26 protein-coding genes are annotated in these 25,164 nt (G+C 67.0%); 17 read left to right on the forward strand and 9 right to left on the reverse strand.

Annotation, left to right across the window (positions count from 1 at the left end; all coding sequences use genetic code 11):
- Positions 1-30: 30 nt before the first annotated feature.
- Entirely contained in the window at positions 31-1,926 is a 1,896-nt protein-coding gene (locus tag P5F91_RS13885) for a methyl-accepting chemotaxis protein (RefSeq protein WP_277907427.1), read from the reverse strand.
- A 187-nt stretch (positions 1,927-2,113) separates the two neighbouring features.
- Positions 2,114-3,355 (reverse strand): acyltransferase family protein, encoded by a 1,242-nt coding sequence (locus P5F91_RS13890; protein WP_277907428.1) that lies wholly within the window; start codon positions 3,353-3,355, stop codon positions 2,114-2,116.
- A 173-nt stretch (positions 3,356-3,528) separates the two neighbouring features.
- Here P5F91_RS13890 and P5F91_RS13895 point away from each other — a divergent pair, with 173 nt between their 5' ends.
- Both P5F91_RS13895 and P5F91_RS13900 read left to right on the forward strand, forming a co-directional pair.
- Complete coding sequence (locus P5F91_RS13895) at positions 3,529-4,398, forward strand: LytR/AlgR family response regulator transcription factor (protein ID WP_277907429.1); 870 nt, start codon at positions 3,529-3,531, stop codon at positions 4,396-4,398.
- Between the two features lie 245 nt (positions 4,399-4,643).
- The gene (locus P5F91_RS13900) at positions 4,644-5,603 is read left to right on the forward strand and encodes a PAS domain S-box protein (RefSeq protein WP_277907430.1); all 960 of its coding nucleotides are present in this window, start codon (positions 4,644-4,646) and stop codon (positions 5,601-5,603) included.
- A gap of 17 nt (positions 5,604-5,620) precedes the next feature.
- On the opposite strand, the gene P5F91_RS13905 is transcribed toward P5F91_RS13900, so the two are convergent.
- A complete protein-coding gene (locus P5F91_RS13905; RefSeq protein ID WP_145609384.1) occupies positions 5,621-6,844 on the reverse strand; it encodes an acyltransferase family protein in 1,224 nt (407 codons plus the stop codon).
- Between the two features lie 133 nt (positions 6,845-6,977).
- Between P5F91_RS13905 and P5F91_RS13910 the strand changes: the two genes are divergently transcribed.
- Positions 6,978-7,892: a LytTR family DNA-binding domain-containing protein gene (locus P5F91_RS13910; RefSeq protein WP_145609383.1), complete on the forward strand. Its 915-nt coding sequence runs from the start codon at positions 6,978-6,980 to the stop codon at positions 7,890-7,892.
- 12 nt (positions 7,893-7,904) lie between these two features.
- Here the strand turns inward: P5F91_RS13910 and P5F91_RS13915 are convergent, their stop codons facing one another.
- The 3 genes from P5F91_RS13915 to P5F91_RS13925 form a co-directional block, all read right to left on the reverse strand.
- On the reverse strand, positions 7,905-8,504 hold the full coding sequence (locus P5F91_RS13915) for a hypothetical protein (protein ID WP_277907431.1): 600 nt from the start codon (positions 8,502-8,504) through the stop codon (positions 7,905-7,907).
- A gap of 99 nt (positions 8,505-8,603) precedes the next feature.
- Positions 8,604-9,593, reverse strand: coding sequence for an alpha/beta hydrolase (locus P5F91_RS13920; protein ID WP_145609381.1), 990 nt, complete (start codon positions 9,591-9,593; stop codon positions 8,604-8,606).
- Between the two features lie 11 nt (positions 9,594-9,604).
- Positions 9,605-10,780 (reverse strand): glycosyltransferase family 4 protein, encoded by a 1,176-nt coding sequence (locus P5F91_RS13925; RefSeq protein WP_145609380.1) that lies wholly within the window; start codon positions 10,778-10,780, stop codon positions 9,605-9,607.
- 312 nt (positions 10,781-11,092) lie between these two features.
- Here P5F91_RS13925 and P5F91_RS13930 point away from each other — a divergent pair, with 312 nt between their 5' ends.
- The 7 genes from P5F91_RS13930 to P5F91_RS13960 all read left to right on the forward strand — a co-directional run bounded on the left by P5F91_RS13930 (position 11,093) and on the right by P5F91_RS13960 (position 16,322).
- Positions 11,093-11,521 (forward strand): VOC family protein, encoded by a 429-nt coding sequence (locus P5F91_RS13930; RefSeq protein WP_145609379.1) that lies wholly within the window; start codon positions 11,093-11,095, stop codon positions 11,519-11,521.
- A gap of 161 nt (positions 11,522-11,682) precedes the next feature.
- Positions 11,683-12,768 carry a serine hydrolase domain-containing protein gene (locus tag P5F91_RS13935; protein ID WP_211106854.1) on the forward strand — a complete coding sequence of 362 codons (1,086 nt, stop codon included), beginning with the start codon at positions 11,683-11,685 and terminating at the stop codon, positions 12,766-12,768.
- 129 nt (positions 12,769-12,897) lie between these two features.
- On the forward strand, positions 12,898-13,281 hold the full coding sequence (locus tag P5F91_RS13940) for a YciI family protein (protein ID WP_145609378.1): 384 nt from the start codon (positions 12,898-12,900) through the stop codon (positions 13,279-13,281).
- A 4-nt stretch (positions 13,282-13,285) separates the two neighbouring features.
- On the forward strand, positions 13,286-14,560 hold the full coding sequence (locus P5F91_RS13945) for an RNA polymerase sigma factor (protein WP_277907432.1): 1,275 nt from the start codon (positions 13,286-13,288) through the stop codon (positions 14,558-14,560).
- Between the two features lie 103 nt (positions 14,561-14,663).
- Positions 14,664-15,134 carry a VOC family protein gene (locus tag P5F91_RS13950; protein ID WP_145609376.1) on the forward strand — a complete coding sequence of 157 codons (471 nt, stop codon included), beginning with the start codon at positions 14,664-14,666 and terminating at the stop codon, positions 15,132-15,134.
- Positions 15,135-15,168: 34 nt separating this feature from the next.
- Positions 15,169-15,702: an SRPBCC family protein gene (locus tag P5F91_RS13955; protein WP_277907433.1), complete on the forward strand. Its 534-nt coding sequence runs from the start codon at positions 15,169-15,171 to the stop codon at positions 15,700-15,702.
- 68 nt (positions 15,703-15,770) lie between these two features.
- Positions 15,771-16,322 carry a type 1 glutamine amidotransferase domain-containing protein gene (locus tag P5F91_RS13960; RefSeq protein ID WP_145609374.1) on the forward strand — a complete coding sequence of 184 codons (552 nt, stop codon included), beginning with the start codon at positions 15,771-15,773 and terminating at the stop codon, positions 16,320-16,322.
- A 117-nt stretch (positions 16,323-16,439) separates the two neighbouring features.
- Here the strand turns inward: P5F91_RS13960 and P5F91_RS13965 are convergent, their stop codons facing one another.
- The gene (locus tag P5F91_RS13965) at positions 16,440-16,667 is read right to left on the reverse strand and encodes a hypothetical protein (RefSeq protein ID WP_145609373.1); all 228 of its coding nucleotides are present in this window, start codon (positions 16,665-16,667) and stop codon (positions 16,440-16,442) included.
- Positions 16,668-17,118: 451 nt separating this feature from the next.
- On the opposite strand from P5F91_RS13965, the gene P5F91_RS13970 reads away from it, so the two are divergent.
- From P5F91_RS13970 to P5F91_RS14000, 7 genes are all read left to right on the forward strand, one after another.
- On the forward strand, positions 17,119-17,697 hold the full coding sequence (locus tag P5F91_RS13970) for a sigma-70 family RNA polymerase sigma factor (RefSeq protein WP_145609372.1): 579 nt from the start codon (positions 17,119-17,121) through the stop codon (positions 17,695-17,697).
- 342 nt (positions 17,698-18,039) lie between these two features.
- Positions 18,040-18,195, forward strand: a complete 156-nt coding sequence (locus P5F91_RS13975) for a DUF3309 family protein (protein ID WP_004274473.1) — start codon at positions 18,040-18,042, stop codon at positions 18,193-18,195.
- Positions 18,196-18,237: 42 nt separating this feature from the next.
- A complete protein-coding gene (locus tag P5F91_RS13980) occupies positions 18,238-18,528 on the forward strand; it encodes a hypothetical protein (protein ID WP_145609371.1) in 291 nt (96 codons plus the stop codon).
- A gap of 28 nt (positions 18,529-18,556) precedes the next feature.
- Complete coding sequence (locus tag P5F91_RS13985; protein WP_145609370.1) at positions 18,557-18,793, forward strand: hypothetical protein; 237 nt, start codon at positions 18,557-18,559, stop codon at positions 18,791-18,793.
- A 341-nt stretch (positions 18,794-19,134) separates the two neighbouring features.
- Positions 19,135-19,710, forward strand: a complete 576-nt coding sequence (locus tag P5F91_RS13990; RefSeq protein WP_186454596.1) for a helix-turn-helix transcriptional regulator — start codon at positions 19,135-19,137, stop codon at positions 19,708-19,710.
- Between the two features lie 91 nt (positions 19,711-19,801).
- Positions 19,802-20,014: a SlyX family protein gene (locus P5F91_RS13995; RefSeq protein WP_004274585.1), complete on the forward strand. Its 213-nt coding sequence runs from the start codon at positions 19,802-19,804 to the stop codon at positions 20,012-20,014.
- Positions 20,015-20,272: 258 nt separating this feature from the next.
- Positions 20,273-21,364: an NAD(P)H-dependent flavin oxidoreductase gene (locus tag P5F91_RS14000; RefSeq protein ID WP_277907434.1), complete on the forward strand. Its 1,092-nt coding sequence runs from the start codon at positions 20,273-20,275 to the stop codon at positions 21,362-21,364.
- Positions 21,365-21,415: 51 nt separating this feature from the next.
- Here the strand turns inward: P5F91_RS14000 and P5F91_RS14005 are convergent, their stop codons facing one another.
- Positions 21,416-21,835: a hypothetical protein gene (locus P5F91_RS14005; protein WP_277907435.1), complete on the reverse strand. Its 420-nt coding sequence runs from the start codon at positions 21,833-21,835 to the stop codon at positions 21,416-21,418.
- Between the two features lie 207 nt (positions 21,836-22,042).
- Positions 22,043-24,970 carry a TonB-dependent receptor gene (locus P5F91_RS14010; RefSeq protein WP_145609366.1) on the reverse strand — a complete coding sequence of 976 codons (2,928 nt, stop codon included), beginning with the start codon at positions 24,968-24,970 and terminating at the stop codon, positions 22,043-22,045.
- Positions 24,971-25,164: the final 194 nt, after the last annotated feature.

A 25,164-nucleotide genomic window follows, 5' to 3' on the forward strand; every position in this document is an offset into this window, starting at 1 on the left:
GGCGGGCGGAGGGCGGGCGGCGGCTGTGGCTCAGGCCGCGACGATGGCCGACAGGAAGTCGGATACGGCGCGCTGCAGCTCCTTGGCCTGCACCGACAGATCGCTGCTGGCGGTGAACACCTGGTTGGTGGCCAAGCCCGTGTCGTTCGCGGCGCGGGCCACGGTGCCGATATCGCCGCCGACGCGGGTGACGCCCTGCGCCGCGTCCGTCATCGTGACGGCGATGGCCTGGGTGGCGCGCGCCTGGTCGGTAATGGTGCGGGCGATGCCGTCGTTCACCTGGTCGATGCGCATCACCGCCGCCACGATCTCACGGAAGGCCTGCACTGCCTGGGCGATGGCGGCCTGCATGGCAGCGATCTCCTGCTGAATGTCCTGGGTGGCCTGGGCGGTCTGGCCGGCCAAGCCCTTGACCTCGCTGGCCACTACGGCGAAGCCGCGGCCGGCCTCGCCGGCACGGGCTGCTTCGATGGTGGCGTTGAGCGCCAGCAAGTTGGTCTGTCCGGCAATGGTCTGGATCAGGGCCACGACATCGGTGATGCGGCGTGAGGCCACCGTCAGCCGCTCGATCAGCTCACTGGTGCCCTTGGTGCTGTCGGCGGTGGTGCGGGCCAACTTGGCGGCCTCGGCGACGCTTTCCAACACATTGGCCGTGGTGGCGCGCAGCTGCTCGGCCGCGTCCACGGCCCCCTGGATGGTGCCGTTGGCCGATTGGGCGGCCGTCTCGGCGGCGCTGGCAGCGGTGGACGCGCCGGCGGCGGTGCGTGACACGGCCCGCGCCGTTTCCACCAGGCCATGGGCGGCCTCGGTGACCGAGCCCAGGATTCGGCCGGCCTTGGTCTCGAAGGTATGGGCTGTGTTCTCCAGGGCGCGGCGGCGCATTTCCTCGGCCCGCGCGCGCTCCTGGTCGCGCTCCACGTTCAGGCGCTCCACGGCGCGGGCGTTATCACGGAAGACGGACAGGCTGTCCACCATCTCGCCGATCTCATCCTTGCGGGCGGCGGGCAAGGCCACGTCCAGCCGGCCGCCGGCCAGGTCCCGGGTGGCGCCGGCCACAGCCAGCAGGGGCGAGAGCACGCCGCGCATCAGGAACACGGCCGCCAGGCCACACAAGACCAGGCCCAGCGCAGTGCTGGCCTGGATGCCGTGGTTCAGGTCATCGATGACGCCCAGGGCCGTCTGATTGCCCGTGCGCACCTGTGCCTGGTCGCCCTTGGCCACCAGCTTCATGGCCTCCGCCATGCGGTCCAGATGGTCGTTCAGCCCGTCGACCTGGGCCGACAGCTTCAGCAGCTGGTCCGCCGGAGCCGAGCTTTTGCCCGCCAGCGGCTTCAGCGCCATGGCGGTTTCCTGCAGGGCGTCGAATTGGGTCTTGGCCATCTGCACCTTGGTCGCCACGTCCCCCAGCGGGTTGTTCTCGGCAGTGCCGCCCGCGCGCTCCCGCGCGGCGACGCGGCGCACCTCCTCCAGGCCGGCGGCGTAGGTGGTGGCGATGGCCCGGAGGGAGTTGTTCAGCTCCGCCGGTTCCGCCACGGACAGGGTCCCCATCAGCGTCTGGGTCAGCAGCACCTGCACCTGCATGTTCTTCAGGGTGGCGGCCAGCCCCAGGTCGGCCATAGCGCCGTCGGTCTGGGCGGTGGTGCCTTCCAGGATGGCGCGGGACTGACGGGCGATGCCGATGCCGATCGCGCTTTGCAGCAGGACTAGGAACAGCAGCGTGCCGCCCACGGCCATGAACTTGGACCGCAGCCGGGTGGCGCGCGGCACCAGGCGGCCCAGCAGTCGCCCGTAACGCGCCAGGACGGGGGCCACGGCCGCGCCAGCCCGGCTGTTCAGCAGGGCGGCCAGGGGAGCGGTGACGGCGGTCTTAAAGGCGGTAAAACGGGCGGCAGTGGCGGCGAGGCGGGCGGGTGACGTCTGGCGCATGGGGGCGGCCATCCTGGCAGGGGCAAGGGTGCCCAAAGGCCGGGGAAGGGCCTGGGCGGGACCACCTTACAAACCGCCCCGGTCACCGGATAATCACAGCTCTGTTAAATTTGGGTTTAAACTTTGCGACAGACGAAGAAAGTTTTCAGAAAAAGCAATCCTATCTTGAGGATAGCTTATCCAATGATCACGCCTGCGCCGGTTGTGTCTGGCTTTGCGTCTGCACCTCACCAGTCTCCAGGGCGATCTTGGATGGCGGTGGCAGGCGTTTGAGACCAAACCACGGCCGCAAGAAATTGACGCGGCGGACGATCTCATAAGTGGCGAAGCAACCGGTGAAGGTGATGACTACCAATATAGTCGCCTCCACGCCCTGGGGCAGGCCCAGGGGCGCCAGGTTATGACCCGCCACCACGGTGATGGTCTGGTGGACCAGGTAGAAGGGGAAGACCGCCTGCACCAGGTACCGCAGCACGGGGCCGTCACGGTTCAGGTGGCGGGCGCCAAAGCCCAGCGCGGCAACGATGGCTCCCCACTGCTGGGCGGCATAGACGAGGCGCATCGCGGCGCGGATGCCCAGCGGGGCGGGCGGCGCGCCGAAGGGGTAGACCCAGGTGTAATAGGCCACCACGGCATAGGCGGGCACGGCCAGGGCCAACCCCCACCAGCGCCAGCGGATGAAACCATCCCGCAGGGGGAGGGACTTGGCGATCAGGAAGCCGAAGAGGAAGGCGGTGAACGACAGGGTATGGTTGTACCAGTCGTGCAGCATCCAGTGGGTGATGGGGAAGCGCAGCTGCAGCATGTCCAGCGCGCACAGCGCCAGGAAGGGCAGAGCCATCAGCCGCCAGCCCGCCAGCCGCGCCTCCAGCTGGACCCCCGCCGCCCGCAGCCGCTCCCCCGCCAGCCCCAGCAGCACCGAAAGCCCCAGGCTGTAGGCCAGCAGGTAGGACACGAACCACATATGGTTATAGGTGGGGGTGGTCAGGCAATCGTTGACCCGGCACCAGTGGCCCGTGCCGCTGAGGTACTTCAGGTAAAAGGCCGGATAATAGGTCTCAACCGGCGTCACCGCCTGCTCGATCACCTGATAGTAGGTCTGCGGCGGCACCAGGACCAGCACGGCGAAGACCAAGGGCGGCACGAGGCGGGCCAGCCGCGCCTTGGCCAGGGCGGCCACCGTCATCTTGTCGGCCATGAAACGGGTCGCGGCCCCCGACACGAGGAACAACAGGCTGAGACGCCAGGGGCTGGTCGCCATCAGCACCGGCGCCATGGCCGGTGCCTCGTGCGGGCTTTTCACATGCCATTCCCAAGGCCCGTAGAACATGCCCACGTGGAACACGATCAAGGTGAAGAACGCCAGAACCCGGATCCAGTCCAAGTCGGGACGGCGGGTGACGGCTGGCGCAGGACGGGAAGGCATCATGTTCTTTCGGCCCCTGGTCGTAAGACATGTGGCGACTGCCCGCGCCACTGCCCTAGGCTGACCTTAAGGAGGGGAGCCGGCCATTTCCCTGACGCGAGCGGCGGGTTTTCCGGGGCCGATGGGGACGGATGGTTGGCTAGCAGGGCCAAGCGGATGAAAAAATGAGACCGGCGGTGGATCGTTTATCAGTCTTCTGGAGTACGCCCAGCCTCAAGGCCTGGGCTCTTGTGTGGCTGGGTTTCGCCTTCCTGCCCACCACCATCAACGCCTTCGCACTGTTGACGGAATATCAGCGGACCAACCAGGACATCCCCGCCTGGGAACCCTTCCTGCGGGAATATTCCAGCGGCGTGGCCCTGCTGTTGGTGCTGCCCCTGGTGCGCTGGTCCATCAACCACACGCCCGGCTGGGCGGAGGCGCCGCTGCGCTGCGCGGTCCAGTTCCTGGGTACGGCCCTGGCCTTCAGCACGCTGCACCTGGCGGCGATGACCGTGCTGCGCATGGCCGCCTATGGTGCCCTGGGGCAAAGCTACGCCGTGGACGACCTGCGGGACGACCTGCCGTATGAGTTCCGCAAGGATCTGCTGACCTATTTGCTGATCGTGCTGGTGGTGGTGGGTGTGCGCCACCTGATCCGCCTGTCGCGGTCGCTGGCCCTGGTGGAAGCGGCGGCGGCAAGCGCGGCCGCCCAGGCCATGGAGGGACAGGCCCCACCGGCAGCGGCGGCGGAACCGGCGCGCATAGAACTGAAGGTGGGATCGCGACGGGTCTACCTGGCGCCGGCGGACATCCTGCTGGTGCGCTCCGCCGGCAATTATATCGAGGTGGTGACCGCCGGAACCGTCCACCTGGTGCGCCGCACGCTGGCGGATTTCCAAGCGGAATTGCCGTTGCCGGACTTTGCGCGGGTCCACCGCTCCCATGTGGTGAACCGGGGCGCCATCGTCCGTATCGATAACCGGCCCTCCGGCGACATGGACTTGACGTTGACCAACGGCATCACCATCCCAGCCAGCCGCCGCTATAAATCAGAGCTATTCTAGAATAGATGTATGCCCAAGCGATTATCTGCCGCGGCACCGCGCCAGCCGGGGGTATAGGTCTAAGGTCCGTTTGAAGTGCGGCCATGCATTGGGCCAGACTGCCGACGTCGACGGGGACCTACTTTTCTAGCGGGTTTCACACCTTTCTCAAAAGTGTCCACGGCGACGGGCGCCTGACATCCGGCCCAGCCGGCGTTGGTCAGCGTTAACCTTGTTTTTGGGTTGGTTGGAGGCACTGCCGACCGATGGAAGCCTTGTCCCCGCACGCCATTCTGGCCGCGATCGTCGACTCGTCGGACGATGCCATCATCAGCAAGACGCTGGATGGCACCGTCACCAGTTGGAACGCGGCGGCGGAGCGTCTGTTCGGCTACACCGCCGATGAAATGATCGGCCGCAACATCGCGGTGCTGGCCCCCCCTGGGCGCGAGGCGGAGATGCCCAGCATCCTCGCCCGCCTGAAACAGGGGGAGCGCGTCAGCCATTTTGAAACGCTGCGCCGCCACAAGGATGGCCACACGCTGGAAATCTCGTTGACCGTCTCGCCGTTGCGCGACGCTGACGGCAACCTGATCGGCGCGTCCAAGATCGCCCGCGACATCTCGCAGTATCGCCGCTCCGAACGCCAGATCTCCTTCCTGATGCAGGAGGTCGACCATCGCGCCAAGAACGCGCTGGCGGTGGTGCAATCCATCCTGCGGCTGACGCGAGCGGAGTCAGTAGACGATTTCGTCGCCCTGGTGGAGGGGCGCATCTCCGCGCTCGCCGCCATACACAGCCAAGTCGCCAGCCGGCAGTGGGTGGGCACCGACATGGACAGCCTGGCCCATATCTCCTTCGACCCCTTCGACCCCAGCGGCGCCCGCGTCACCCGCAGCGGGCCGCAGACGGTGCTGGGCCCCCAGGCCTCGCAGGCGCTGGGCCTGGCGCTGTACGAGCTGGCGGGCAACGCCGCCCGCTACGGCGCCCTGAATCATCCGGACGGCCACGTCGATCTGTCGTGGCAGAGCGACGACAACGCGCTGTCGGTCAACTGGCGCGAATGGGGCCTGCACGACATCCGCCCACCGATGCGCAAGGGCTTCGGCCTGACCGTGTGCCAGCTGTTGCTGGCGGGGCAGTTGGGCGGGCGTCTGGACTTCGACTGGCAGGAGGGCGGTCTGGCCCTGGGCATCAGCCTGCCGCGCGCCAACCTGTTGAACTGACGTTCCCGGGTCGGGCCTCAGGCCGCCTGCGCCTGTGCCTCCAAGCGCCCGGCCGGTGTGGGCTTCAGCCCGAACCAGGGCCGCAGCGGGTTCACCCGCCGCACCGCCTCGTAGACCGCGAGGCAGGTGGCGAAGGTGCCCAGGATCAGCAGCGGCGCCTCCAGCCCCTGGGGCAGGCCCGCCTTGGCCAGGTAATGGCCCAGGACGACGGTCGCCGTCTGATGCACCAGATAGAAGGGGAACACGGCCGGCACCAGATAGCGCAGGGCGGCGCTGTCACGGGTCAGATGGCGGGCGCCGAAACCCAGCACGGCGGCGATGGCGGCCCATTGGTCTGCCGCATAGACGAAGCGCATGACGGCGCGCAAGGCCTCGGGCGGCACCGCATCGTCCGCGCGGTAGGCCCAAGCGTAGGTGGCGAAGATGGCGTAGGCGGGCAGGGCCACCAGCAGCGCCGGCCAGCGCAGGCGTAAGAAGCCCTGGCGCAGCGTTTCCGACTTCGCCATCAAGAAGCCGAACAGGAAGGCGCTGAACGACAGGGCGTGGTCGTACCAGTCGTTGACGATCCAGTGCGTCATGGGGAAGCGGTCCAACAGGGCATAACGGATCAGGCCCAGGAACAGGAGGGGCAGCACCAGCAGGCGCCAGCCACCCAAGGCCCATTCCATGCCGCGCTCCAGCCGCCTCAGCAGTTCCCTCCCGACAGCCAGCAGGCCGCACAGCACCAGGGTGTAGGCCAGCAGATAGGCCACAAACCACATGTGGTTATAGGTCGGGGTCGCCAGGCAGTCCGTCCCCCGGCACCAATGGCCGCTGCCGGTGACGTATTTCAGATAAAAGGCCGCGTAGGGCAGGGCCTGATCCGGCACCTTCTCCACGATCTCGAAAAAGCTCTGCGGCGGCACGATGACGAAGATGGCCAGCAGCAGGGGCGGCAGCAGCCGGGCCACCCGGGCACGGGTCAGCGCCCCCACCGCCATCTTGCCGTCCATGACCATCTTGTCCGCCAGGAAACGGGTGGCGGCACCGGAAACCAGGAATAGCAGCGTCAACCGCCATGGGCTGGTCAGCATCATGATGGGTTCCAGCGCCGGAACCGTATGCGGGCTTTTCACGTGCCAGTCCCACGGCACGTAGAACATGCCCACGTGATAGAGGATCAGCAGGAAGAAGGCGATGACGCGGATCCAGTCCAGGTCATACCGGCGTGTCGAGAAGGGGGAAGAAGCGGAAACGGACATCGGCGTCGCATCCTCATGATCAAGCTGGCCGGGGCACCGGCAATGGCGCTACGCTGGCACCCGACCGCCGGCGCCCCCAAGAGGCGAGGGTGCGGGCGGCGGGATAAAGGGCGCGGATGGGGATTGAACGGCGATGTCCACGGCACCAGCGGCGGAAGGAACGGCGCAGGCGGTGATGCTGCCGGGATGGCGGCTGTCGGCGCGCGCCACCTGGGCCCTGGTGTGGCTGGTCTTCTATTTCCTGCCGACCACCATCAACGTGCTGTCCGTCCTGTCGGAGCATAAGCGGGACGGCCGCCCCATCGCCGCGTGGGAACCGATGTGCTGGGAATATTCCAGCGCGCTGGGCGGCCTGGCGGCGCTGCCGCTGGTGTATCTCGGGATCAGGCGGGCGCCGGGCTGGGCGCGGGCACCGCTGCGCACCCTGGGCCTGCACCTGCTGCTGATGATCGCCTATGGCGTCGTACACATCAGCCTGATGATGGGCCTTCGTGTCATCGTGTACGCCCTGGTGGGCGGCCACTATCACAACGCCGGCAGTTGGGCCGACATCTTCCTCTACGAGGTCCGCAAGGACGCGCTGACGTATCTGATCGCCGCCGCCATCCTGACCATGGGGCGGCAGTTGGTACGGCTGTCGCGCGTGGTGGCGCTGGTGGAGGCGCAGCAGGCCGCGGTGGTTTCAGCGCCGATCGCACCCCCGCTCCCCGAACCGCCGGCCCCCGAACCGCCAGCCCGCCTGGAATTGAAGGTCGGCACCCGCCGGGTGTTCGTGGCACCGGAGGAGATCATCCAGGTCAGCGCCGCCGGCAAGTATGTCGAGGTCATGACGAGGGAACGGGTGCACCTGGTCCGCCGCTCCCTGGCCGACATCCAGTCCGACCTGCCGCCCCATCTGTTCGTGCGCGTCCACCGCTCCCGCCTGCTGAACCGCGCCACTATCCAGCGCGTGGACAGCCGCCCCTCCGGCGACCTGGACATCACCCTGACCACCGGCCTGACGGTAACCGCCAGCAGGCGCTACAAGGCGGAGCTGCTGGAGGTTTGATGGCCGGTGTCCTCAGCTGTCAGAAGCGGTTTTCTTCCTCGGCAAGGGGCAATGGTCCAACGTATCGCGTGTCCAGCGCAGATGCGCTGGATGCTCACCAGGTAGGGCCGGGCAGGCGATATAGCCGTGGCTCGCCGCCGCCTTCTCCACGATGCCGGTGGTGATGGGGGACGCCAGGAATGCCAGCACGATCCCCAAAAACGCCACCCCCAGGCAAATCACCGGACCATTAATGTGGCTGGCTGGTTGCTTGGTTCTGCTCCGGTCGCGTCTGGCAGGATCAATCTTAGGGGCTCGGAACAGCGTCATCGCCGCGAAGGCGAAGAGCGTGACAGCCAATGGCAGACCAGTGGCATCTCGGGGCGCTAGGGTGATCAGAGGGGCGCCCGCGCCAAGATCGTGAGCGATGGGAAGCAGGCTGAATAAAGCCAGACACAATAACCCGCCGCCCACTGCGGCGAATCCCAGGAACACCGGAGCGGCCCTCAGCCGTTCGCGCAAAGCGGACATTTCCATCACCAATGCGCCAACTCCCACCGTACCCAGTCCGCCCGGCGACTCATCAGGCTTATAGAGGCCATCGCTGACCACTATTCCAGCGGCGAGAGCCATAAGGAACGGCCTGCAAGCGAAACTGCCAACGAGGGCAAGACTTACCACCGAACTCGATATAACTTCTCCAGGAAGGGAAACCCGCTCCTTCGACTTAAATCATGGACCACCCGCCCCATTCCCTCGCACGAAGCGCACGATGGCGCTGGTGATGCCGGGGTTGATGGCCAGACCGGGGTCGGTATAGGTGGCCAGGTTGCCGGCGCGGTCGTTCAGAGGCGCGTTCTTCATCATGTGGTTCACGCCCTCCAACCGCTCCAGCCGCACGCCTTGGCGGGCCTGGGACAGGCGTATGGCGTCGGACATGTCGATCTGGATGTCGTTGGTGCCCTGAAGCACCAGCACGGGTTGGCTGGTGCGGGCCAGTTCCGCCGCCGGGTCTATGGTCAGTTCCGAGATCAGGTAGGGCTGGATGCTGGGGCGGAACAGGCTCATCAGCGGCGGCGGAACCTTGGTGACCGGCCGGCCTTGCTCCAGCTGGGTGATGGCGTCCAGCGCGGCCCGCTGTACGTCCAGGGCCAAGTCCGTACGCGGCAGCTGCTGGCGCATCATGTCGCCGTACGTGCGGCCGGGGGTGGCCACCAGGATCAGGCCCGCCACCGGCGCCTGTTCGGCCAGCAGGATGGCGGTCAGCCCGCCCTCGCTATGGCCCAGCAGGAAGATGGGGCCGATGCCCGGCTGGGCGCGCAGGAAGGCCAGCCACTGGCCGGTGTCCTGCACATAGGTGTTCAGCCGCAGGTCCTCCTCCCGCGCCAGGGCGGCCTTGCTGGCGCCCACACCGCGCTTGTCGATGCGCAGGCTGGCGATGCCCTTCAGGGCCAGGGACTGGGCCAACTGGCGCAGGGCGTCGGTGCGCAGCGACGGGCCGTTGCCGTTGCGGTCTACCGGACCGGAGGCCGGCACCATCAGCACGGCGGGGATGGGCCCGGGCGGGGCCGTGTCCGGCATCTGCAGCGTGCCGGCCAAAGGACCGGGGCCGCCGTTGACCGTGACCTCCTGCTCCATTGCGCCGGCCCGGCCCGTGGTGAGCCCCGTAGCGAACAGGGCGACCAGCAGCAGAACCCCTTTCCAATGCCGTGCGCGCATCATCCATCCTCCGCTTACCGTCCGCCATCCCGGCGCGGAACCGGCAGGGGGGTCACCAGGCCAAGGTAGAGGTCGCGCATGCGCCGGCCCACCTCAGCCTCGCCGAACTCCGGGTCCACCACCCCGCGGCTGGCCAGGCCCAAGCGGCGGCGCAGGGCCGCGTCCTGCGCCAGGCGGGCCAGCGCGGCCGCCAGCGCCGCCGGATCGCGGGGCGGGGCCAACAGGGCGTTGCGCCCCTCCACCGCCACCTCGCGGCTGCCCGGCACGTCGGTCGCCACGATGGCGCGGCCGCAGGCTGCCGCTTCCAGCAGGCTCTTGGGCACGCCTTCGCCGCCCCGCGAGGCCAGCACGGCGATGCTGGCGCGGGCCCAGACGGTGCGCACGTCGCTGACGGCGCCCAGCCATTCGATGCCGGACTCTACCGCCCAAGCGTCCAGGGTCGCGCGGGGGATGGCGGCCGGGCTGTCGGTGTCGGGCGCGCCGGCCAGGATCAGGTGCAGATCGATGCCTTGGGCGCGCACGAGACGCACGGCGGCCACCAGATCCTCTACCCCCTTCAGGGTCAGCATGCGCGAAACCTGGGCGCAGGTGACGGGTCCCAGGGGCTCCGCCAGTTCCTCATAGTGTGTCAGATCGACGCCGGAGCCGCGGATCAGGCGCGCCGTCGGCGGCCGGGGCCAGCCGGCGGCCAGCAGGGCGGCGTCGTCGCCGTTCTGCACCACCAGGGCCTGGCTCCGGCGCCAACCGGCGGCGTTCAGCGCCAGGCGCAAGAGCACCCGGCCCAAGCCCGCCTTGGTTCCCGTGCCCGACAGGCCCAGGCCCAGACCGGCCAGGGTAGCGACCACCCGGGTGTCGCGCAGGCCGGCCAGGAACAGCGCGAAGCCGCCCAGCACCGTGGGCTTCACCGCAATATGGTGGATGATGGTGGGCCGTTCCCGGCGGTAGAGCCGCGCCAGGCGGCGAATGTCGCCCAGGGCGTTCAAGGGGTTGAAACTGCCGCGCCGCCAGGGCAGGGCGATGACGCGGAACCCCTCCGCCGCGATGGCCGGCCCATCCTTGGCCACCCGGCAGGCCACGGCGACGTCGAACCCGGCGTCGCGAGCCGCCCGCGCTGTCGGCAGACGGTGGGACCGGAAATACCAGTCCTCCGTCACGACGAACAGCAAGGTGGGGCGGGGGGCGTCAGGCATGATGACCAAGGCAGCGTCCACTAATGTGATGGCAGGGAACAGGGAGCGAGTTCTACCGATTTTCCGACTGCCTGTCGTATACGTCCTGTCGGATAGGCGAACCTGTCCCTAGCAGGGCGCACAACCGGCGCTGGTTCGACCGCGCCTTGGGCCTGACCGATCTGATGTACTATTTTGCCGGCAAGAACGGCATGTACCGCATCGACGCCACGGTGCTGGATGCGCCAACCTGAAGCGACATCTAACGTGTGATTTACTGAACAAGCTAATGATTTTATTCCATAATAATCAATCCTGAGAAAGTGGATGAAGATGACGCAGCGCCCACGTTTCCACCTGGCTTTCCCCGTTCATGACCTGGCCGCCGCCCGCGCCTTCTATGGGGAGCTGCTGGGCTGCCCCGAGGGGCGCAGCTCGCCGGAGTGGGTAGATTTCGACCTCTATGGCCATCAGATCGTGGCCCACCTGGTGCCGGGCAAGGCGGCGGCGCCCAGCGACGATCACAACCCGGTGGACGGTCACGAGGTGCCGGTGCCCCACTTCGGCCTGATTCTGGCCTGGGACGACTGGACCGCCCTGGCCGATCGCCTGCGCGACGGCGGGCAGACCTTCGTCATCGAGCCTTATGTCCGCTTCAAGGGCCAGGTGGGGGAGCAAGGCACCATGTTCCTGTACGACCCCAGCGGCAATGCCTTGGAATTCAAGGCGTTTCGTGATGAATCCCTAATCTTCGCCAAGTAGCCGACCGTAACAAGTAACCGCCCGTAACCGGCGGCGGCCTTTGTTGCAGGGCCAGGGAAAATTGCTACGGCATTGCAACACTTGCGTTTCTTGGGCTTCCCGGTGCCGCCGCCCCATGATGTCCTGTTCCCACACGGCCTTTCTTAAGGTGGGGAGTGAACATGAGACGGACGTTGTGGGGGGTGCCGGTGATGGCCGCCGCCCTGGCCCTGGGCGGCGGCGCCCCGGCGGCGGAGCCCAAGGACATCCGGGCGGCCCTGGACCAGGCGGTCCCCGGCTTGTTGGCGGGCGCCAAGGTGCCCAGCGTTTCCATCGCCGAGATCGAGGATGGCAAGGTCGCGCTGACCGCCGCCTATGGAGAGCAAAGTCCCGGCGTGCGCGCCACGCCGGCCACGCTGTACAACATCGCCTCGCTGACCAAGCCCATCACGGCGGAGGTGGTGCTGCGCCTGGCCGCGCGGAAGACGGTGTCACTGGACGCGCCCATGGCCGACTACTGGACGGATCCCGACATCGCCAGTGACGACCGCCGCCAGCTGCTGACCCCGCGCCTGGCGCTCAGCCACCAGACGGGCTTCCCCAACTGGCGGGGGCAAGGCAAGCCGCTGGCCTTCCAGTTCACGCCCGGCACCTCCTACGGCTACTCGGGGGAGGGCTACCAGTACGTCGCCCGCTATGTGGAGAAGAAGACGGGGCAGGATTTCGAGAGCCTGGCCCAAGCCGTCCTGTTCAAGCCGGCGGGCATGAACGACACCGCCAGCGGGCACAAGCCCTGGTTCGACGGCCGCGTCGCCGTGCCCACGGACGCGTCCGGCAAGGCGCTGCAGCCGGGCTACGCCACCACGTACAACGCCGCCGACCTGATCTACACCACGGCCGGCGACTACGCGCGCTTCATCACCAGCGTGATGAGGGACCAGGATTTGACCACAAGCCTGGCCGCGGACCGCCGCCATATCCAGGTCAGCCAGAGGACGGAGATGTGCGCCGGCGCCAAGGCCGCCACCTGCCCGGCCGAGGCCGGCTTCGGCCTGGGCTGGCAGGTGCTGGAGTTCAACGGCGAGACCGTGATGATGCACACCGGCCGGGACGAGGGGGTTGCCACCTTCGCGTGGTACAGCCCGACCACCCGGAAAGGGGGGGTGTTCCTGACCAACAGCGACAACGGTTTCCAACTGGTGCTCCCGGTGTTCGAGGCCCTAGGCGCCAGCCCCACCTTCCTAGCCTACCTGCGCGGGCAGTCCTGACCGGCACGGGGCCTGAGGCCCGCATTACACCGAAGATTTTTCCGGCGGCGGTGTCGGATCCGGGCATACTCGGCCGTCCTGGGGAAGAACCGGTTTCAAACCGGCCGTCCCGCCGCTGGAGGATCACCCATGCTGTACGCCATCCTGTGCTATCACCGCGAAGACGTCGTCGGTTCCTGGACCAAGGAGGAGGATGACGCCGTGATGGCCAAGCTGTCGGTGGTGCATGAGAAATTGGCGCGCGAGGGCCGCCTGGGCCCTGTGGCTCGGCTGCTGCCCACGACGGCCGCCACCACGTTGCGCAAGGACAGCGACCCGCCGCTGGTGATTGACGGCCCCTTCGCCGAAACCAAGGAACAGCTGCTGGGCTTCTACCTGGTGGAAGGCGAAACGCTGGAGCAGATCTTGGACACCGCCCGCGAGCTGGGCCGTGCCAACCCGGGCGGCAGCTACGAGATCCGCCCGGTGGGCCTCTACCACCCGGCGCCGGCGACCGTTTCCACTGGGGCGTGAGATCATGGCCGAGGCCGCGGACATGGCCTGGATCAACACCGCGCTGACGGCCGCCCGGCCCCAGGCGATGGGGGCCTTGCTGCGCTATTTCCGCGACCTGGACACAGCGGAGGAGGCATTCCAGGAGGCATCCCTGCGGGCGTTGAAGGCATGGCCGCGCAATGGTCCGCCGCGCGATCCCGCCGCCTGGCTGATCTTCGTCGGACGGAACGCCACCCTGGACACGGTGCGCCGCCTGGCGCGCCAGCAACCCCTGCCGGACGAGGATACGCTGGCCGACAGCGACGGCGGCGAAGGGGATGCCGAGGCCGAACTGGCGGAACGCCTGGACGGCGCCGGCTACCGCGACGACATCCTGCGCCTGCTGTTCATCTGCTGCCCGCCGGACCTGCCGGCCACGCAGCAGATCGCCGTGGCCCTGCGCATCGTCTCCGGCCTCAGCGTGGCGGAGATCGCGCGCGCCTTCCTGGTCAGCGACAGCGCCATGGAACAGCGCATCACCCGGGCCAAGGCGCGCATCACGCGGTCGGGCGTGCCCTTTGAGACCCCCGGCGCGCCGGAACGGGCGGCGCGGCTGGGTGCCGTCGCCGCCATGCTCTACCTGCTGTTCAACGAGGGCTATTCCGCCGGCGGCGACACGACGGAACGCCGGGCACCCCTGGCGCATGAAGCCATCCGCCTGGCCCGCCTGCTGCTGCGCCTGTTCCCGTCGGAACCGGAGATCATGGGCCTGCTGGCGCTGATGCTGCTGCAACAGGCGCGATCCGCCGCCCGCTTCGACGGGGAGGGCAACCTGGTGCTGCTGGAGGACCAGGACCGCGGCCGCTGGAACGCCCCCATGATCGCGGAGGGCCTGGCCCTGATCGACAAGGCCATGCGCCACGGCCAGCCCACGCCCTATCTGGTGCAAGCGGCCATCTCCGCCCTGCACGCCCGGGCGGCCACGGCGGCCGAGACGGACTGGACGCAGATCGACCTGCTGTACGCCACGCTGGAACACATCCAGCCCTCGCCGGTGGTGACGCTGAACCGCTCCGTCGCCACGGCCAAGGTGCGGGGGCCGGCGGCGGCCCTGGCCATGATCGAGCCCCTGGGCGAGCGGCTGGCGGGCTACTTCCACTTCTTCGGGGTGAAGGGCGCCTATCTAACCCAGCTGGGCCGCACGGCGGAGGCGCGGGTGGCCTTCGATCGCGCCATCGCCCTGGCCCACACGCCGGCGGAGGCCGCCCACATCCGCCAGCACCTGGACCGGCTGGTGCGGGATGCCGCGCCGTCCTGAAAAAAATTGCGGTCCCCTGTCGGGACGGGAATGCGGCCGCCGTCCTTAGGGCAAGCCCGCGTCCCCGCGTGGCCGACGCAGTTAAAAACGGGAGAGCACAACCATGTCCGATACGGTTCAGCCCATTCAGCAGGGCGTCATCCCCCATCTGGTGGTCGCCGACGCCAAGGCGGCGCTGGCCTTCTACGTCCAGGGCCTGGGCGCGGAGGAGGTGTTCCGCATGCCGGCCGAGGACGGCCACCGCTTGCTGCACGCGGAAATCCGCGTGAACGGCGCCCGCCTGTTCCTACGCGACGACTTTCCCGAATACCGGGCGGAGCACGGTGGTACCAGCGCCCCGCCGGATCTGCTGAAAGGCACCAGCGCGGTCCTGCATCTGGAGGTGCCCAACTGCGACGCCGCCATGGAGCGGGCGGTGGCCGCGGGCGCCACGGTCACCATGCCGGCCATGGACGCCTTCTGGGGCGCCCGCTACGGCCAGGTGGCCGATCCCTTCGGCCACCTGTGGAGCTTCGCCCATCCGTTGGCGGCACCCGGTGAGCCGTGCCCGCTGGCCGCCGGCCAAGCCGGCTGACGCCCGACCTACGATAGCATAGGAACCCGGCACCATGACCGAGATGCCAGAATTCCGTATTTCCCGCCGCTTCGCCGCCAGCCCCTGCCTGCTGTGGTCCGCCTATACGGAGCCGGAGCGGTTGCGTCTGTGGTGGGGCCCCAAGGGCTTCACCTGGGTGCGCGGCGATCTGGACCTGCGGCCCGGCGGGACCTTCTTCTACGGCATGAAGCCGCCGGCGGGGGCCGGCGATTTCACCATGTGGGGCAAGTGGACCTTCCGCGACATCACGGCGCCCACACCATCGACGCCAGGCTTGATGTCCTTCCTCGTCTCCTTCACCGACGCCGATGGCACGCCGGTGCGCCATCCCATGAGCCCCACCTGGCCCCTGGAGATGCTGAGTACCACGGCCTTCATCGCGGACGAGGGCGGCACCCGCCTGGACTGTACCGCCGTGCCGGTCGACGCGACGGCGGAGGAGGAGGCGACCTTCGCCGCCGGGGCCGAGAGCATGCGCCAGGGCTGGGGCGGCACACTGGACCAGTTGGACGATTATCTGGCGCGGGCGCAGGCGATGCCCCAATAGGCGGGGAACCGGTGGGGACGGGCAGGGGTTGTTCGGGCGACACCCCCTCAGCAAAAGGAACGCCGGTTATGGCCGATATCCACGACGCCCGCATCCTGATTCTGGCCGCCAACGGCTTTGAGCAATCCGAACTGACCGTCCCTCGGGATGAGCTGCGCAAAGCCGGTGCCAAGGTGGACGTGGCCACCCCGGACGGCAAGCCTATCCGCGGCTGGGACCATACCGACTGGGGCGAGACGGTGGAGGCCGACCTGCGCATCGCCGACGCCAAGGTGGAGGATTATCAGGCCGTGGTGCTGCCCGGCGGCCAGATCAATCCCGACCTGCTGCGGGTGAACCCGGACGCCATGAGCCGCGTCACGGGTTTTCTGGACAGTGGCAAGGTGGTGGCGGCCATTTGTCACGGCCCTTGGCTGCTGGTGGAGGCCGACGCCCTGCGCGGCCGCCGCGTCACCTCCTACAAGTCCATACGCAAGGACGTCGAGAACGCCGGCGGCGACTGGGTGGACGAAGAGGTGGTGGTGGACAACGGCGTCATCACCAGCCGGTCCCCGGACGACCTGCCGGCCTTTGTCGCCAAAATCATCGAGGAGGTGGGTGAGGGCCGGCATACACGCTGAGCCCGGCCCGATACCCCCGGCCCGATACCCCCTGCCCAATACCCCAACGTGAAAAGGCCGGCCCCCGCGACGGGACCGGCCTTTCGGTTTTCAGGAGCCGCCGGGGTAAGGGACGGCTCAATGCAGCAGGGTTTTCCCCTGCAAATGGGCGAGCAGGGCGTGGATCTCGGGCGGCAGGGGCTCGGCAACGGCGTCACAGAACATCTCCCGGATCCGTTCATCCACCGCGTCTTGGACGATGTCGAGGGGGGTGGCATAGGCCGCCGCCGTCGAAAATCCCGCCGCCACAACGGGGGTCAGAGCCGGAGTGCGCTGAAACTCAATGCTTTTCTGCCGCTTGGTCATGACATCCTTCCCAAAAGCCTGGGCCTATGCCCTTCGCACCATGACTAAAGCGGCCAGCGGCGGCTTTGTTCCAATGTGGCAACGGGATAGCCGCCCTTCCCGTGTAAGCCGGGCGGCAGGCGACTGCGGCGATGGACGTAGGGCAGGGGCCAGCCGGTACCGCAAAATTTCCCTTCCCCTCCTTTGAACAGACTAGCCCAGCCCTTATCAGGGCGGCATGTTGCATAATCGGATGGTCATAGCCCATCCGTTAAGTAGACCGAATAAATACAGCGATAAACCTAGGGATTTTCCCGAAATACGGAGAGACGTTGGCGGCGGCATTTGCTTATAGTGACCCAAGAAGACAGACGAATTCGGGGAATTACCGAACCCATTATCGCCTGCATCCACATGCGATTTCTTTAATAAGAATAAAATCGCAGCGGGCTTTCACAAAAAGGTGTGACCCATGCCATCCGCTGAGACATCGCCCACCTTTCGTGACGAACTGGTCAAGCTGATCCCCGCCATGCGGGCCTTTGCACGGTCGCTGACCAACAACGCCGCCGACACCGACGACTTGGTGCAGGATGCCATCGTCCGCGCTTGGTCCCATGCGGGCCAGTTCACCCCAGGCACAAATTTGCGTGCCTGGCTCTTCACCATCCTGCGCAACCGCTACTATTCCGTCGCCAAGCACCAGCAGCGCGAGGTGGGCGACCCGGACGGTATCCATACCGCGCGGCTGACCATCAGTCCGGCGCAGGAATGGGGCATTGCCGGCCGCGAGCTCAAGGCGGCGCTGATGAAGCTGCCCGTGGAACAGCGCGAGGCGCTGGTCCTGGTGGGCGGCGCCGGCGCCAGCTACGAAGAGGCGGCCGAAATCTGCGGCTGTGCCCTGGGCACCATCAAAAGCCGCGTGAACCGTGGCCGGGCCCGGCTGGCCGACATCATGGGCATGGACCCGGGCGACACCGGCCTCGGCGCCCCCACGGGCATGGCCACCTCCAGCGCCTGGGATGCCAGCCATCCGGTGAGCAGTCACTGAGATACGAAGCGAAATCAATTACTTGGCATAAGGATTTAGGTGAAGTGCCTGACAGGAAACCTTGGTCAAGGGATGCCGACCAGTGGAAGCGCATGTCCACCCAGTGGCTGGCGGCCCAGCGACCCGCTCCCCTCCGCCTAGCCGAGCGCCGCGCGCATGCCCACCCGGTCGCGGACGGAGCCGGGGAGGGCGGTTGGGCGCCGCATCCGGCGCTCTCCCTGCCAGCGCCCTCCCTGGAGATCTTGGCCTCCCATCAAGCCTCAGTACCCCCTATCGCCGCCTGACGGACCTGCCCCCGGCAAGAAGGGCAAAAACAGTCTGTCCCTAACGGAGGATCACCCAATGCTCGGCACCATCCTGCTTGTTGTCCTGGTCCTGCTGCTGCTGGGGGCCATTCCCAGCTGGCCCTACAGCCGCGGCTGGGGCTACGGCCCCAGCGGCCTGTTGAGCATCGTGCTCATCGTCGTTCTGGTGCTGGTTCTGACCGGCAGGGTGTAGCCGGCCGGAGCTTTCCTTGAATGCCTTGAAAGGAGACGCATCATGACCGCCGTACATGAGGCCCTTCCAGATATCGACACGCTGCTGGGCGACGTGTCCCGTTATTTCGAGACACCGCACGACCTGGTCGTCACCGACCGCCTGAACCGGGCAGAAAAGATCCTGCTGCTGCGCCATTGGGAACATGACCTTCAGCTGCTCATGGTGGCGAGCGAGGAGAACATGACCACCGATTTACCGCCGACGACGGCCCACCAGCTGTCCGAGGTCAAGTCGGCCCTGGTGGCGCTGGGCGACGTGTCCGTACCCTCGGGGCCGGCCAAGGTCGGCTGACGCCGCCTTATCAAGGAAGGATTATCCCATGGCCAACCGCAATGAAGGCGAGGGCAACCGCACCGCGACCCGTGCCTACAACAAGCACGCCCGCGACTTCGTGGCGACGGGCCAGGTGGCGGAAAAGGCCCGTGCGGCGGCCGACGCCGTCGATGGCCCGGAAGGCCGCGACCTGGAACAGGCCGAGGCGCGCGGCAAAGCCCACGCACGGGAAGAAGACAGGCTGCTGCGCCCCAGCGTTTCCAAGCAGGATTCCGAACACTGACGGTGTCGTTGATGAGCGACCAAGGGCGCCGGTCATTTAGGCCGGCGCCCTTGGTCTGTCCATTCCTCGTCACCCAGCCCATCACCAACCTCCCAGCCGGCACCACCCAACCAGGAGACTGACACTTCTACTTTGCACAGGCCTGACATTTTAACTTTGCGCCTACATACCAAAAACCGATAAGGAAGATTATGGAAATTATATGGAATAGGGGCTGAGCCTTACAGGATATGGCCAGTGGCGTTCGGCTGCCGTCGGCTTGCACCGATTTGCACTCATTTATTCGACAGCGGCCGGCAAAAGTGCCGACAATGGTCCGGGATCAATCCGGGGATGAAATCATGCTGACCGTCGTACCGGGGCCCGCCACCGCTTGCGCGCGGCGCCGGGATGAGATTTCCATCTTGCTGCGCAACGCCCTGACTCTCCTGGACAATGACAGCGCCGCCGCGGCCACCTGCCTGCAGCGGGCGGCGGATATGCTGCGCGACCTGACGGTCGATGCGCCGCCGCTCGCCGGCAGCTTGGTGCCTTGGCAGACGCGCCGGGTCGAAACCTACATCCATGACCATTTGGCCGCGCCCATCCGCATCCGTGACGTGGCGGTGCTGGTCCGCCTCAGCACCAGCTATTTCTCGCGCGCCTTCCGCATCACCTTCGGTGTGCCCTTCACCCAATACGTCATCCATCGGCGCATGGAACAGGCCAAGCACCTGATGACGAGCACGACGGAACCGCTCTCCCACATCGCGCTGACCTGTGGCTTGGCCGACCAGGCGCACCTGACGCGGCTGTTCCGGCAGACCATGGGGGTGACGCCGGCAGCCTGGCGGCGTCGCGTGCAGCAGGAATACCCCGATCAGCGCCCTGATCCGCGAGCCGACGCGACGGCAACCGGCGAACCGCAGGCCGCCTGATCGGCCCATCCGACACCGGCAAAATAATCTCGAGAGGTCCCGGGGCCCGTGGTGCTATAGAGGCGCCATCATCCCTTTAGGACCCACCCCTATGGATTCCGTCGAACAGCGCCTTATCGACCTGGAGATGCGCATCACCCACCATGAGCGCATGGCGGAGGAACTATCCCAAGTGGTGGCGGACCAGGGCCAGATGATCGACATGCTGACCGCCCGCGTGCGCCGGCTGCTGGCCCGCCTGCAGGAGGCGGAGGGAGGCTGGCGCCCTTCCCCACAGGACGAAAAGCCGCCGCCGCATTACTAAGACACGGTACTGGCAGGGCGCTAAGTACGCTTGGCCCAGGCGCGGCGTACCGCTTTACGCCGGAAGCCCATGTGGCGGAGATCGCCGGCCTCATCCGCCGCGTCTTCACGCCATTGTCTTGAGGATATCCAACCGATTTCGCCGCCGACGGCCACCTCATCCATGGCAAGCTGACGGCGGAAGCCATACATGCTTAGGGACACAGGCTTGTGGGCCCACATCCCGGGCATGTCGCCACCGACCGAGGGAGCGTGTCCCATGACCGCCTGGCCCGACCGCCGCATTCTGGACCTGTTCGGCATCGATCATCCCATCCTGCAGGCCCCCATGGCCAACGCCAGCACGCCGGCCATGGCGGTGGCAGTCAGCGCGGCGGGCGGGCTGGGCGCCCTGCCCGGCGCCCAGTACACCCTGGACGGCCTGAAGGCCGCGGTGGCCGAGGTGCGGCACGGCACCAGCCGGCCCTTCAACCTCAACTTCTTCTGCCACACCCCGCCGGTGCCGGACCCGGCCCGCCTGATGGCCTGGCGCGCCCGGCTGGCACCTTATTATGTCGAGTTGGGCCTTGATCCCGCCGACACGCCTCCGGTCGGCGGCCGCACACCCTTCGACGCCGATTTCTGCGCCCTGATCGAGGAGGTGAAGCCGGCGGTGGTCAGCTTCCATTTCGGCCTGCCCGGCAAGCTGCTGGTGGAGCGGGTGAAGGCCACCGGCGCCAAGGTCATCGCCTCGGCCACCACGGTGGCGGAGGCGCGCTGGCTGGAACATCACGGCGTCGACGCCGTCATCGCCATGGGACTGGAGGCCGGCGGCCACCGGGGCAACTTCCTGTCGGACGACATGGCGACGCAAGTCGGCACCTTCGCCCTGGTGCCTCAGGTGACGGACGCCGTCTCGGTCCCCGTCATCGCCACCGGCGGCATCGCGGATGCGCGCGGAATCGTGGCCGCCCTGGCCCTGGGCGCCTCCGCCGTGCAGCTCGGCACCGCCTATCTGTTCTGTCCAGAGATCAAGATACCCGAGGTGCACCGCCAGGCGTTGGAAAGCGCCACGGATGACGGTACCGCCCTGACCAACCTGTTCACCGGCCGCCCCGCGCGCGGCCTCATCAACCGCCTGATGCGCGAGGTCGGTCCCCTGTCCGACGCGCCCACCGCCTTCCCCACCGCCGGTGGCGCCCTGGCACCCTTGCGCGCCCGGGCCGAGGCGGCCGGGTCCGGCGACTTCACCAACCAGTGGGCCGGCCAAGCGGCGCGCCTGGGCCGCGCCCTGCCCGCCGGCGACCTGACGCGGGCGCTGGCGGCGGAGGCGCTGGACCGCCTAGGCGCCCACCAGATCAGCGGCCGCTGAGCGTCAGCGGGGTCGTCAAGCTGAGCGTCAGCGAGAGCGTCAAGACGACCGTCAGCGGCATGTCAGAACATGGTCCCGGTTGATTTTGCAGGGGTGCAGCAGGCTGCCCAGGTAACGCTGGTCCAGTGTCGAGCCGGTGTTCATCTCCGGCAGGCGCAGATATTTGTCCTCCTTGTCCGCGCCCAGATACGTTTCCATGTGATTGAAACGCCAAGTCTCCGCCTGTTCCCGCAGGAACTGCTCCTGTTCCAGCGGGTCGGGCAGGACGAAATGCGGCGCCTGGATGACGATTTCAGGGGGGGACGGTTCCGAAGACCTGGAGGCCGGTGCCGGCTGCGGGCCGGCCTTGGGCACCACGGGCGTCAGGGTGATTTGCGGCTGGGGTGCCACCGGCTGGGATTGCGCCAGGACGGGGTCCGCCACGGACATCAGCAGGACACTCGCGAAATACCGCCACCGCGCACGCCGCATGCCCCGCCCCATCCGCCGCCCATTCTTGTGGCCAGTGAACCATGACGGCCAAGCCCGCACAACCGATGGCGCGCCGGCGGCAAAGAAAACGCGCGCCGTACGCGTGCCGGCGCGCGTCAGGGAGGTGGAGCACAAATGAAGGTCTCATGAGGCTGGGGGAAAGAACCGGGACGCCGCCTCACCCGCGCCCCGGCTTTTAAAAAGCACTCAGTATTTGAAGGAGAAGCCAGCCTCATAGATGCGGCCGGTGCAGTTATAGTAGTTCAGGCGGTTGACCGAGCCGACATACTGGTCATTGCACTCGTTCGTCAGGTTGATGGCATTGAACATAAAGGTCAGGCGCTCATTGACGGCGTAGGAGGACGCGAAGTCCACGTTCATGGTGGAGTTGGTGCCTTCCACGTCGTTGCCATTGCGGCCCGGCACCTGGGTCAGGTAGCCGCTGCGGTAGGCGGCGGAGATGCGGGCGCTGAACACCTTGTCGTCGTAATAGAGCGTGCCGTTGTAGGCGTTCTTAGACAGGCCCACCAGATCGGCCAGGGTGGTGGTGGTCGAGGTGGCCGCCAGCAGGTAATTGATGCGGCTTTGCACGTAGGTGTAGTTCAGCAGGATGCCGAAATTGCTCCAGAAGTCCGGCAGGAAGCTGAACGGCTGCTGGAAGTTCACCTCCAGGCCCTTCAGGTCGCCGCCCTTGGTGTTCACGGGCGTGCTGAAGGTGAACACCTCGTTGCCGGTCAGGCCGGTGCCGTTCAGCAGGCTCAGCGGCAATCCTGAGCTGTTGTAGACCTTGTTTTCGCTCAAGGTCTGCACGTAGCTGTTGATGTCCTTGTAGAACAGGCCCAGCGAGATCAGGGCGCCGGGCTGGTAGTAATATTCGAAGGACAGGTCGGCGGTGTTGGCGCGGATGGGCTTCAGGTAGGGGTTGCCCGAGGTCACCGTGCGGTTGGTACCGGCCACATTGACGCTGCCGCCCGGGTTCAGGCCGCTGAGGTCGTTGCGCACCATCACCTTGGCCAAAGCCGCACGGATCAGGAAATCATCCGTGACTTCGCCCACCAGGTTCATCGACGGCAGCACGTCATGATAGTCGGTGCCGACGGTCACCCAGTTGGGGGTGCCGCCCACCGCCTGGTAGCCGGACGAGGTCTGGTCGGTGGTGACGAAACGCACGCCGATATCGCCACGAATGGGCAGGCCCAGCCGGTCGGTCTTGAAATTGGCCTGGGCGTAGCCGCCGTAGTCCTTTTCCTCCACCGCGTAGTTGCTGCCCAGCGAGCCGGTGCCCGTCTGACTGACGGAGAAGGTGCCGGTCTTGCTGTAGATGTTCAGCGCGTTGGCGAAGGCGTCGATGTCGGCCACCAGCCAATTGGTGGGCGTGCCCGCCGGGGCGAAGCCGCCAACGCCGCCACCGATCTTGGTCAGGCTGGCCAGGCTGACGCCCGCCGGCAGGTTGGGAACGGCGATTTCCGAGGCGCGGGTCTTGTTGTAGGTGGAGAAGGTGAAGTCCTTGAACTGGAAACCGGCCTTCAGCGTCAGCTCGTTGCTGATGTCGTATTCGAAATCCAGATCGCCGTTGCCATAGGTGTTCTGCGTGCCGTTGGGGCGCAGGCGGATGTTGGACAGGCCATTCACCAGGCTCCAGTTCGCCGGGTTGGTGACGTCGAAGCCATAGGACAGTACCGGCAGGCGGCTGTTGGCGCGATAGTCGTAGGAGTAGCCGTTGCTGCCGGTGCGATCCAGGGTGATGGTCGTCTGCACCGGGTTGTTGAAGGCGGAGACGGAGTAGCCGCCCAGCGCGTTCATGCGGAAGCTGGGGGAGAAGCTATGCTTGATGTTCAGCGTTTCCTGGCCGAACTGCGTGCTGAGCACGTCGTAGCGCGCCTCCGACCGGATGCCGACATTGTTGAAGGTGCCGGCGACCAGGTTACCGTTGGCGTCCAGGGTGCCCGAGGTGATCTGCATGACCGGCTTGCCAGTGGTAATGCTGCCCACCTTGGTGCTGGCCTGGCTGAAGCTGATCGCCTCCAGGTCGTTTTCCGTGCGGGTGCCCCAAAGGTCGGAGAACACGCCGTCCAGGCTGATCTCGGTATCCTCGTCCGGCTTCCACTGCAGCGAAGTCACCAGGCCGGCACGGCTCTGGTTGTAGTCATAGACGCTGTAGCGCGGGATGCGCGGCATGAAGACGTTGGGGCCGTTGACGGCCGACAGCGAGGATGGCGCCGTGACACCACCGTTATAACTGCCCGACGCGTTGGAGGCGTTGGACGCCCAGCGCGTGGTTTCGGAGCTGAGCTGCTGCGTATCGCGCCTGGAATAGGACAGGCCGACCAGGAAGCCCAGCTTGCCGTCGGCGAAGGTGTCGCTGACCAGCACGGCGCCATTGGGCTCCTTGCTCTTGTTCTGATCGTTGTAGGTGGCCTTGCCATTGATGGCCAGCTTGAAGCCGCCGAAGTCCAACGGATGGGGGCTGGACAGATCGACACCGGCGCCCAGCGAGCCCTCCTCCTGGTCCGCCGACTGCGTCTTGTGGACGGTCAGGTTGCTGAACAGGTCGGAACCGAAGACGTTGAAGTCGAAGGCGCGGGAGCGGTTGTTGCCGCCCTGGGCGTCGGAGCTGCCGGTGGTGGCGATGGCGTCCATGCCGTTGATGCGCACGCGGGTGAAGGCCGGCCCCAGGCCGCGCACCGAAATCTGCCGCCCTTCGCCCGCGTCGCGGGTGATGGCGATGCCGGGGATGCGTTGCAGGGATTCGGCCAGGTTCTTGTCGGGGAACTTGGCGATGTCTTCCGCCACGATGCTGTCGACAACGCCGGAGCTTTCACGCTTGGCCTGCAGGGCCACGTTCAGGCTGCGGCGGAAGCCGGAGACGATGATCTCCTCCAACCCGTCACCACCGCCCGGGGCGGCGGTTTCGCCCTGGGGCGCCGCTTGGGTCCCCGGCTGGGCCGCCTGGTCGGCTGGCGCGCCCGTCGGGGTCGCGGTCTGGTCGGCCGCCGGCGCCGGGGGCTGTTCCGCCACCTGGCCGGCAGCATGGGCGACACCGCTTCCCCCCGCCGCCAAAGCCAGCAGCAGCGCCACCCGGGACACGCGGGTGGACAGTGTGTGACGCCGCGCCCGGCTCATGCTCTTGAGCATTTGACGTAATCCTCCGTTCAACCTTGTTGTTTTGCTTTGCCGGTCCAAGTGTCCCGGGACGCATCTGGCCGGTTGTTCCCCGTTCCGAGTGTTCCCAGAAAAACCAGACGTTGTCGCCTGGTCATGCCACCCGTCCGATCTCCCCGTCCGTCCGGCCCTTTATTGGGACCGGTGTCAATTTTAATGCGACGGAA

The sequence above is a fragment of the Nitrospirillum amazonense genome, assembly GCF_029594735.1.
Taxonomy (GTDB): domain Bacteria; phylum Pseudomonadota; class Alphaproteobacteria; order Azospirillales; family Azospirillaceae; genus Nitrospirillum; species Nitrospirillum amazonense.

Bases quoted from the DNA above. Each gene is read 5' to 3' on its own strand.
- P5F91_RS13905 (WP_145609384.1), bottom strand. From the start codon at position 6,844: ATGTCCGTTTCCGCTTCTTCCCCCTTCTCGACACGCCGGTATGACCTG.
- P5F91_RS13975 (WP_004274473.1), top strand. From the start codon at position 18,040: ATGCTCGGCACCATCCTGCTTGTTGTCCTGGTCCTGCTGCTGCTGGGG.
- P5F91_RS13900 (WP_277907430.1), top strand. From the start codon at position 4,644: ATGGAAGCCTTGTCCCCGCACGCCATTCTGGCCGCGATCGTCGACTCG.
- P5F91_RS13925 (WP_145609380.1), bottom strand. From the start codon at position 10,780: ATGCCTGACGCCCCCCGCCCCACCTTGCTGTTCGTCGTGACGGAGGAC.
- P5F91_RS13885 (WP_277907427.1), bottom strand. From the start codon at position 1,926: ATGCGCCAGACGTCACCCGCCCGCCTCGCCGCCACTGCCGCCCGTTTT.
- P5F91_RS13950 (WP_145609376.1), top strand. From the start codon at position 14,664: ATGTCCGATACGGTTCAGCCCATTCAGCAGGGCGTCATCCCCCATCTG.
- P5F91_RS13980 (WP_145609371.1), top strand. From the start codon at position 18,238: ATGACCGCCGTACATGAGGCCCTTCCAGATATCGACACGCTGCTGGGC.
- P5F91_RS13945 (WP_277907432.1), top strand. From the start codon at position 13,286: ATGGCCGAGGCCGCGGACATGGCCTGGATCAACACCGCGCTGACGGCC.
- P5F91_RS13990 (WP_186454596.1), top strand. From the start codon at position 19,135: ATGCTGACCGTCGTACCGGGGCCCGCCACCGCTTGCGCGCGGCGCCGG.
- P5F91_RS14005 (WP_277907435.1), bottom strand. From the start codon at position 21,835: ATGCGGCGTGCGCGGTGGCGGTATTTCGCGAGTGTCCTGCTGATGTCC.
- P5F91_RS13995 (WP_004274585.1), top strand. From the start codon at position 19,802: ATGGATTCCGTCGAACAGCGCCTTATCGACCTGGAGATGCGCATCACC.
- P5F91_RS13960 (WP_145609374.1), top strand. From the start codon at position 15,771: ATGGCCGATATCCACGACGCCCGCATCCTGATTCTGGCCGCCAACGGC.
- P5F91_RS13985 (WP_145609370.1), top strand. From the start codon at position 18,557: ATGGCCAACCGCAATGAAGGCGAGGGCAACCGCACCGCGACCCGTGCC.
- P5F91_RS13935 (WP_211106854.1), top strand. From the start codon at position 11,683: ATGAGACGGACGTTGTGGGGGGTGCCGGTGATGGCCGCCGCCCTGGCC.
- P5F91_RS13915 (WP_277907431.1), bottom strand. From the start codon at position 8,504: ATGGCTCTCGCCGCTGGAATAGTGGTCAGCGATGGCCTCTATAAGCCT.
- P5F91_RS13920 (WP_145609381.1), bottom strand. From the start codon at position 9,593: ATGATGCGCGCACGGCATTGGAAAGGGGTTCTGCTGCTGGTCGCCCTG.
- P5F91_RS14000 (WP_277907434.1), top strand. From the start codon at position 20,273: ATGACCGCCTGGCCCGACCGCCGCATTCTGGACCTGTTCGGCATCGAT.
- P5F91_RS13930 (WP_145609379.1), top strand. From the start codon at position 11,093: ATGACGCAGCGCCCACGTTTCCACCTGGCTTTCCCCGTTCATGACCTG.
- P5F91_RS13940 (WP_145609378.1), top strand. From the start codon at position 12,898: ATGCTGTACGCCATCCTGTGCTATCACCGCGAAGACGTCGTCGGTTCC.
- P5F91_RS14010 (WP_145609366.1), bottom strand. From the start codon at position 24,970: ATGCTCAAGAGCATGAGCCGGGCGCGGCGTCACACACTGTCCACCCGC.
- P5F91_RS13910 (WP_145609383.1), top strand. From the start codon at position 6,978: ATGTCCACGGCACCAGCGGCGGAAGGAACGGCGCAGGCGGTGATGCTG.
- P5F91_RS13890 (WP_277907428.1), bottom strand. From the start codon at position 3,355: ATGATGCCTTCCCGTCCTGCGCCAGCCGTCACCCGCCGTCCCGACTTG.
- P5F91_RS13955 (WP_277907433.1), top strand. From the start codon at position 15,169: ATGACCGAGATGCCAGAATTCCGTATTTCCCGCCGCTTCGCCGCCAGC.
- P5F91_RS13965 (WP_145609373.1), bottom strand. From the start codon at position 16,667: ATGACCAAGCGGCAGAAAAGCATTGAGTTTCAGCGCACTCCGGCTCTG.
- P5F91_RS13970 (WP_145609372.1), top strand. From the start codon at position 17,119: ATGCCATCCGCTGAGACATCGCCCACCTTTCGTGACGAACTGGTCAAG.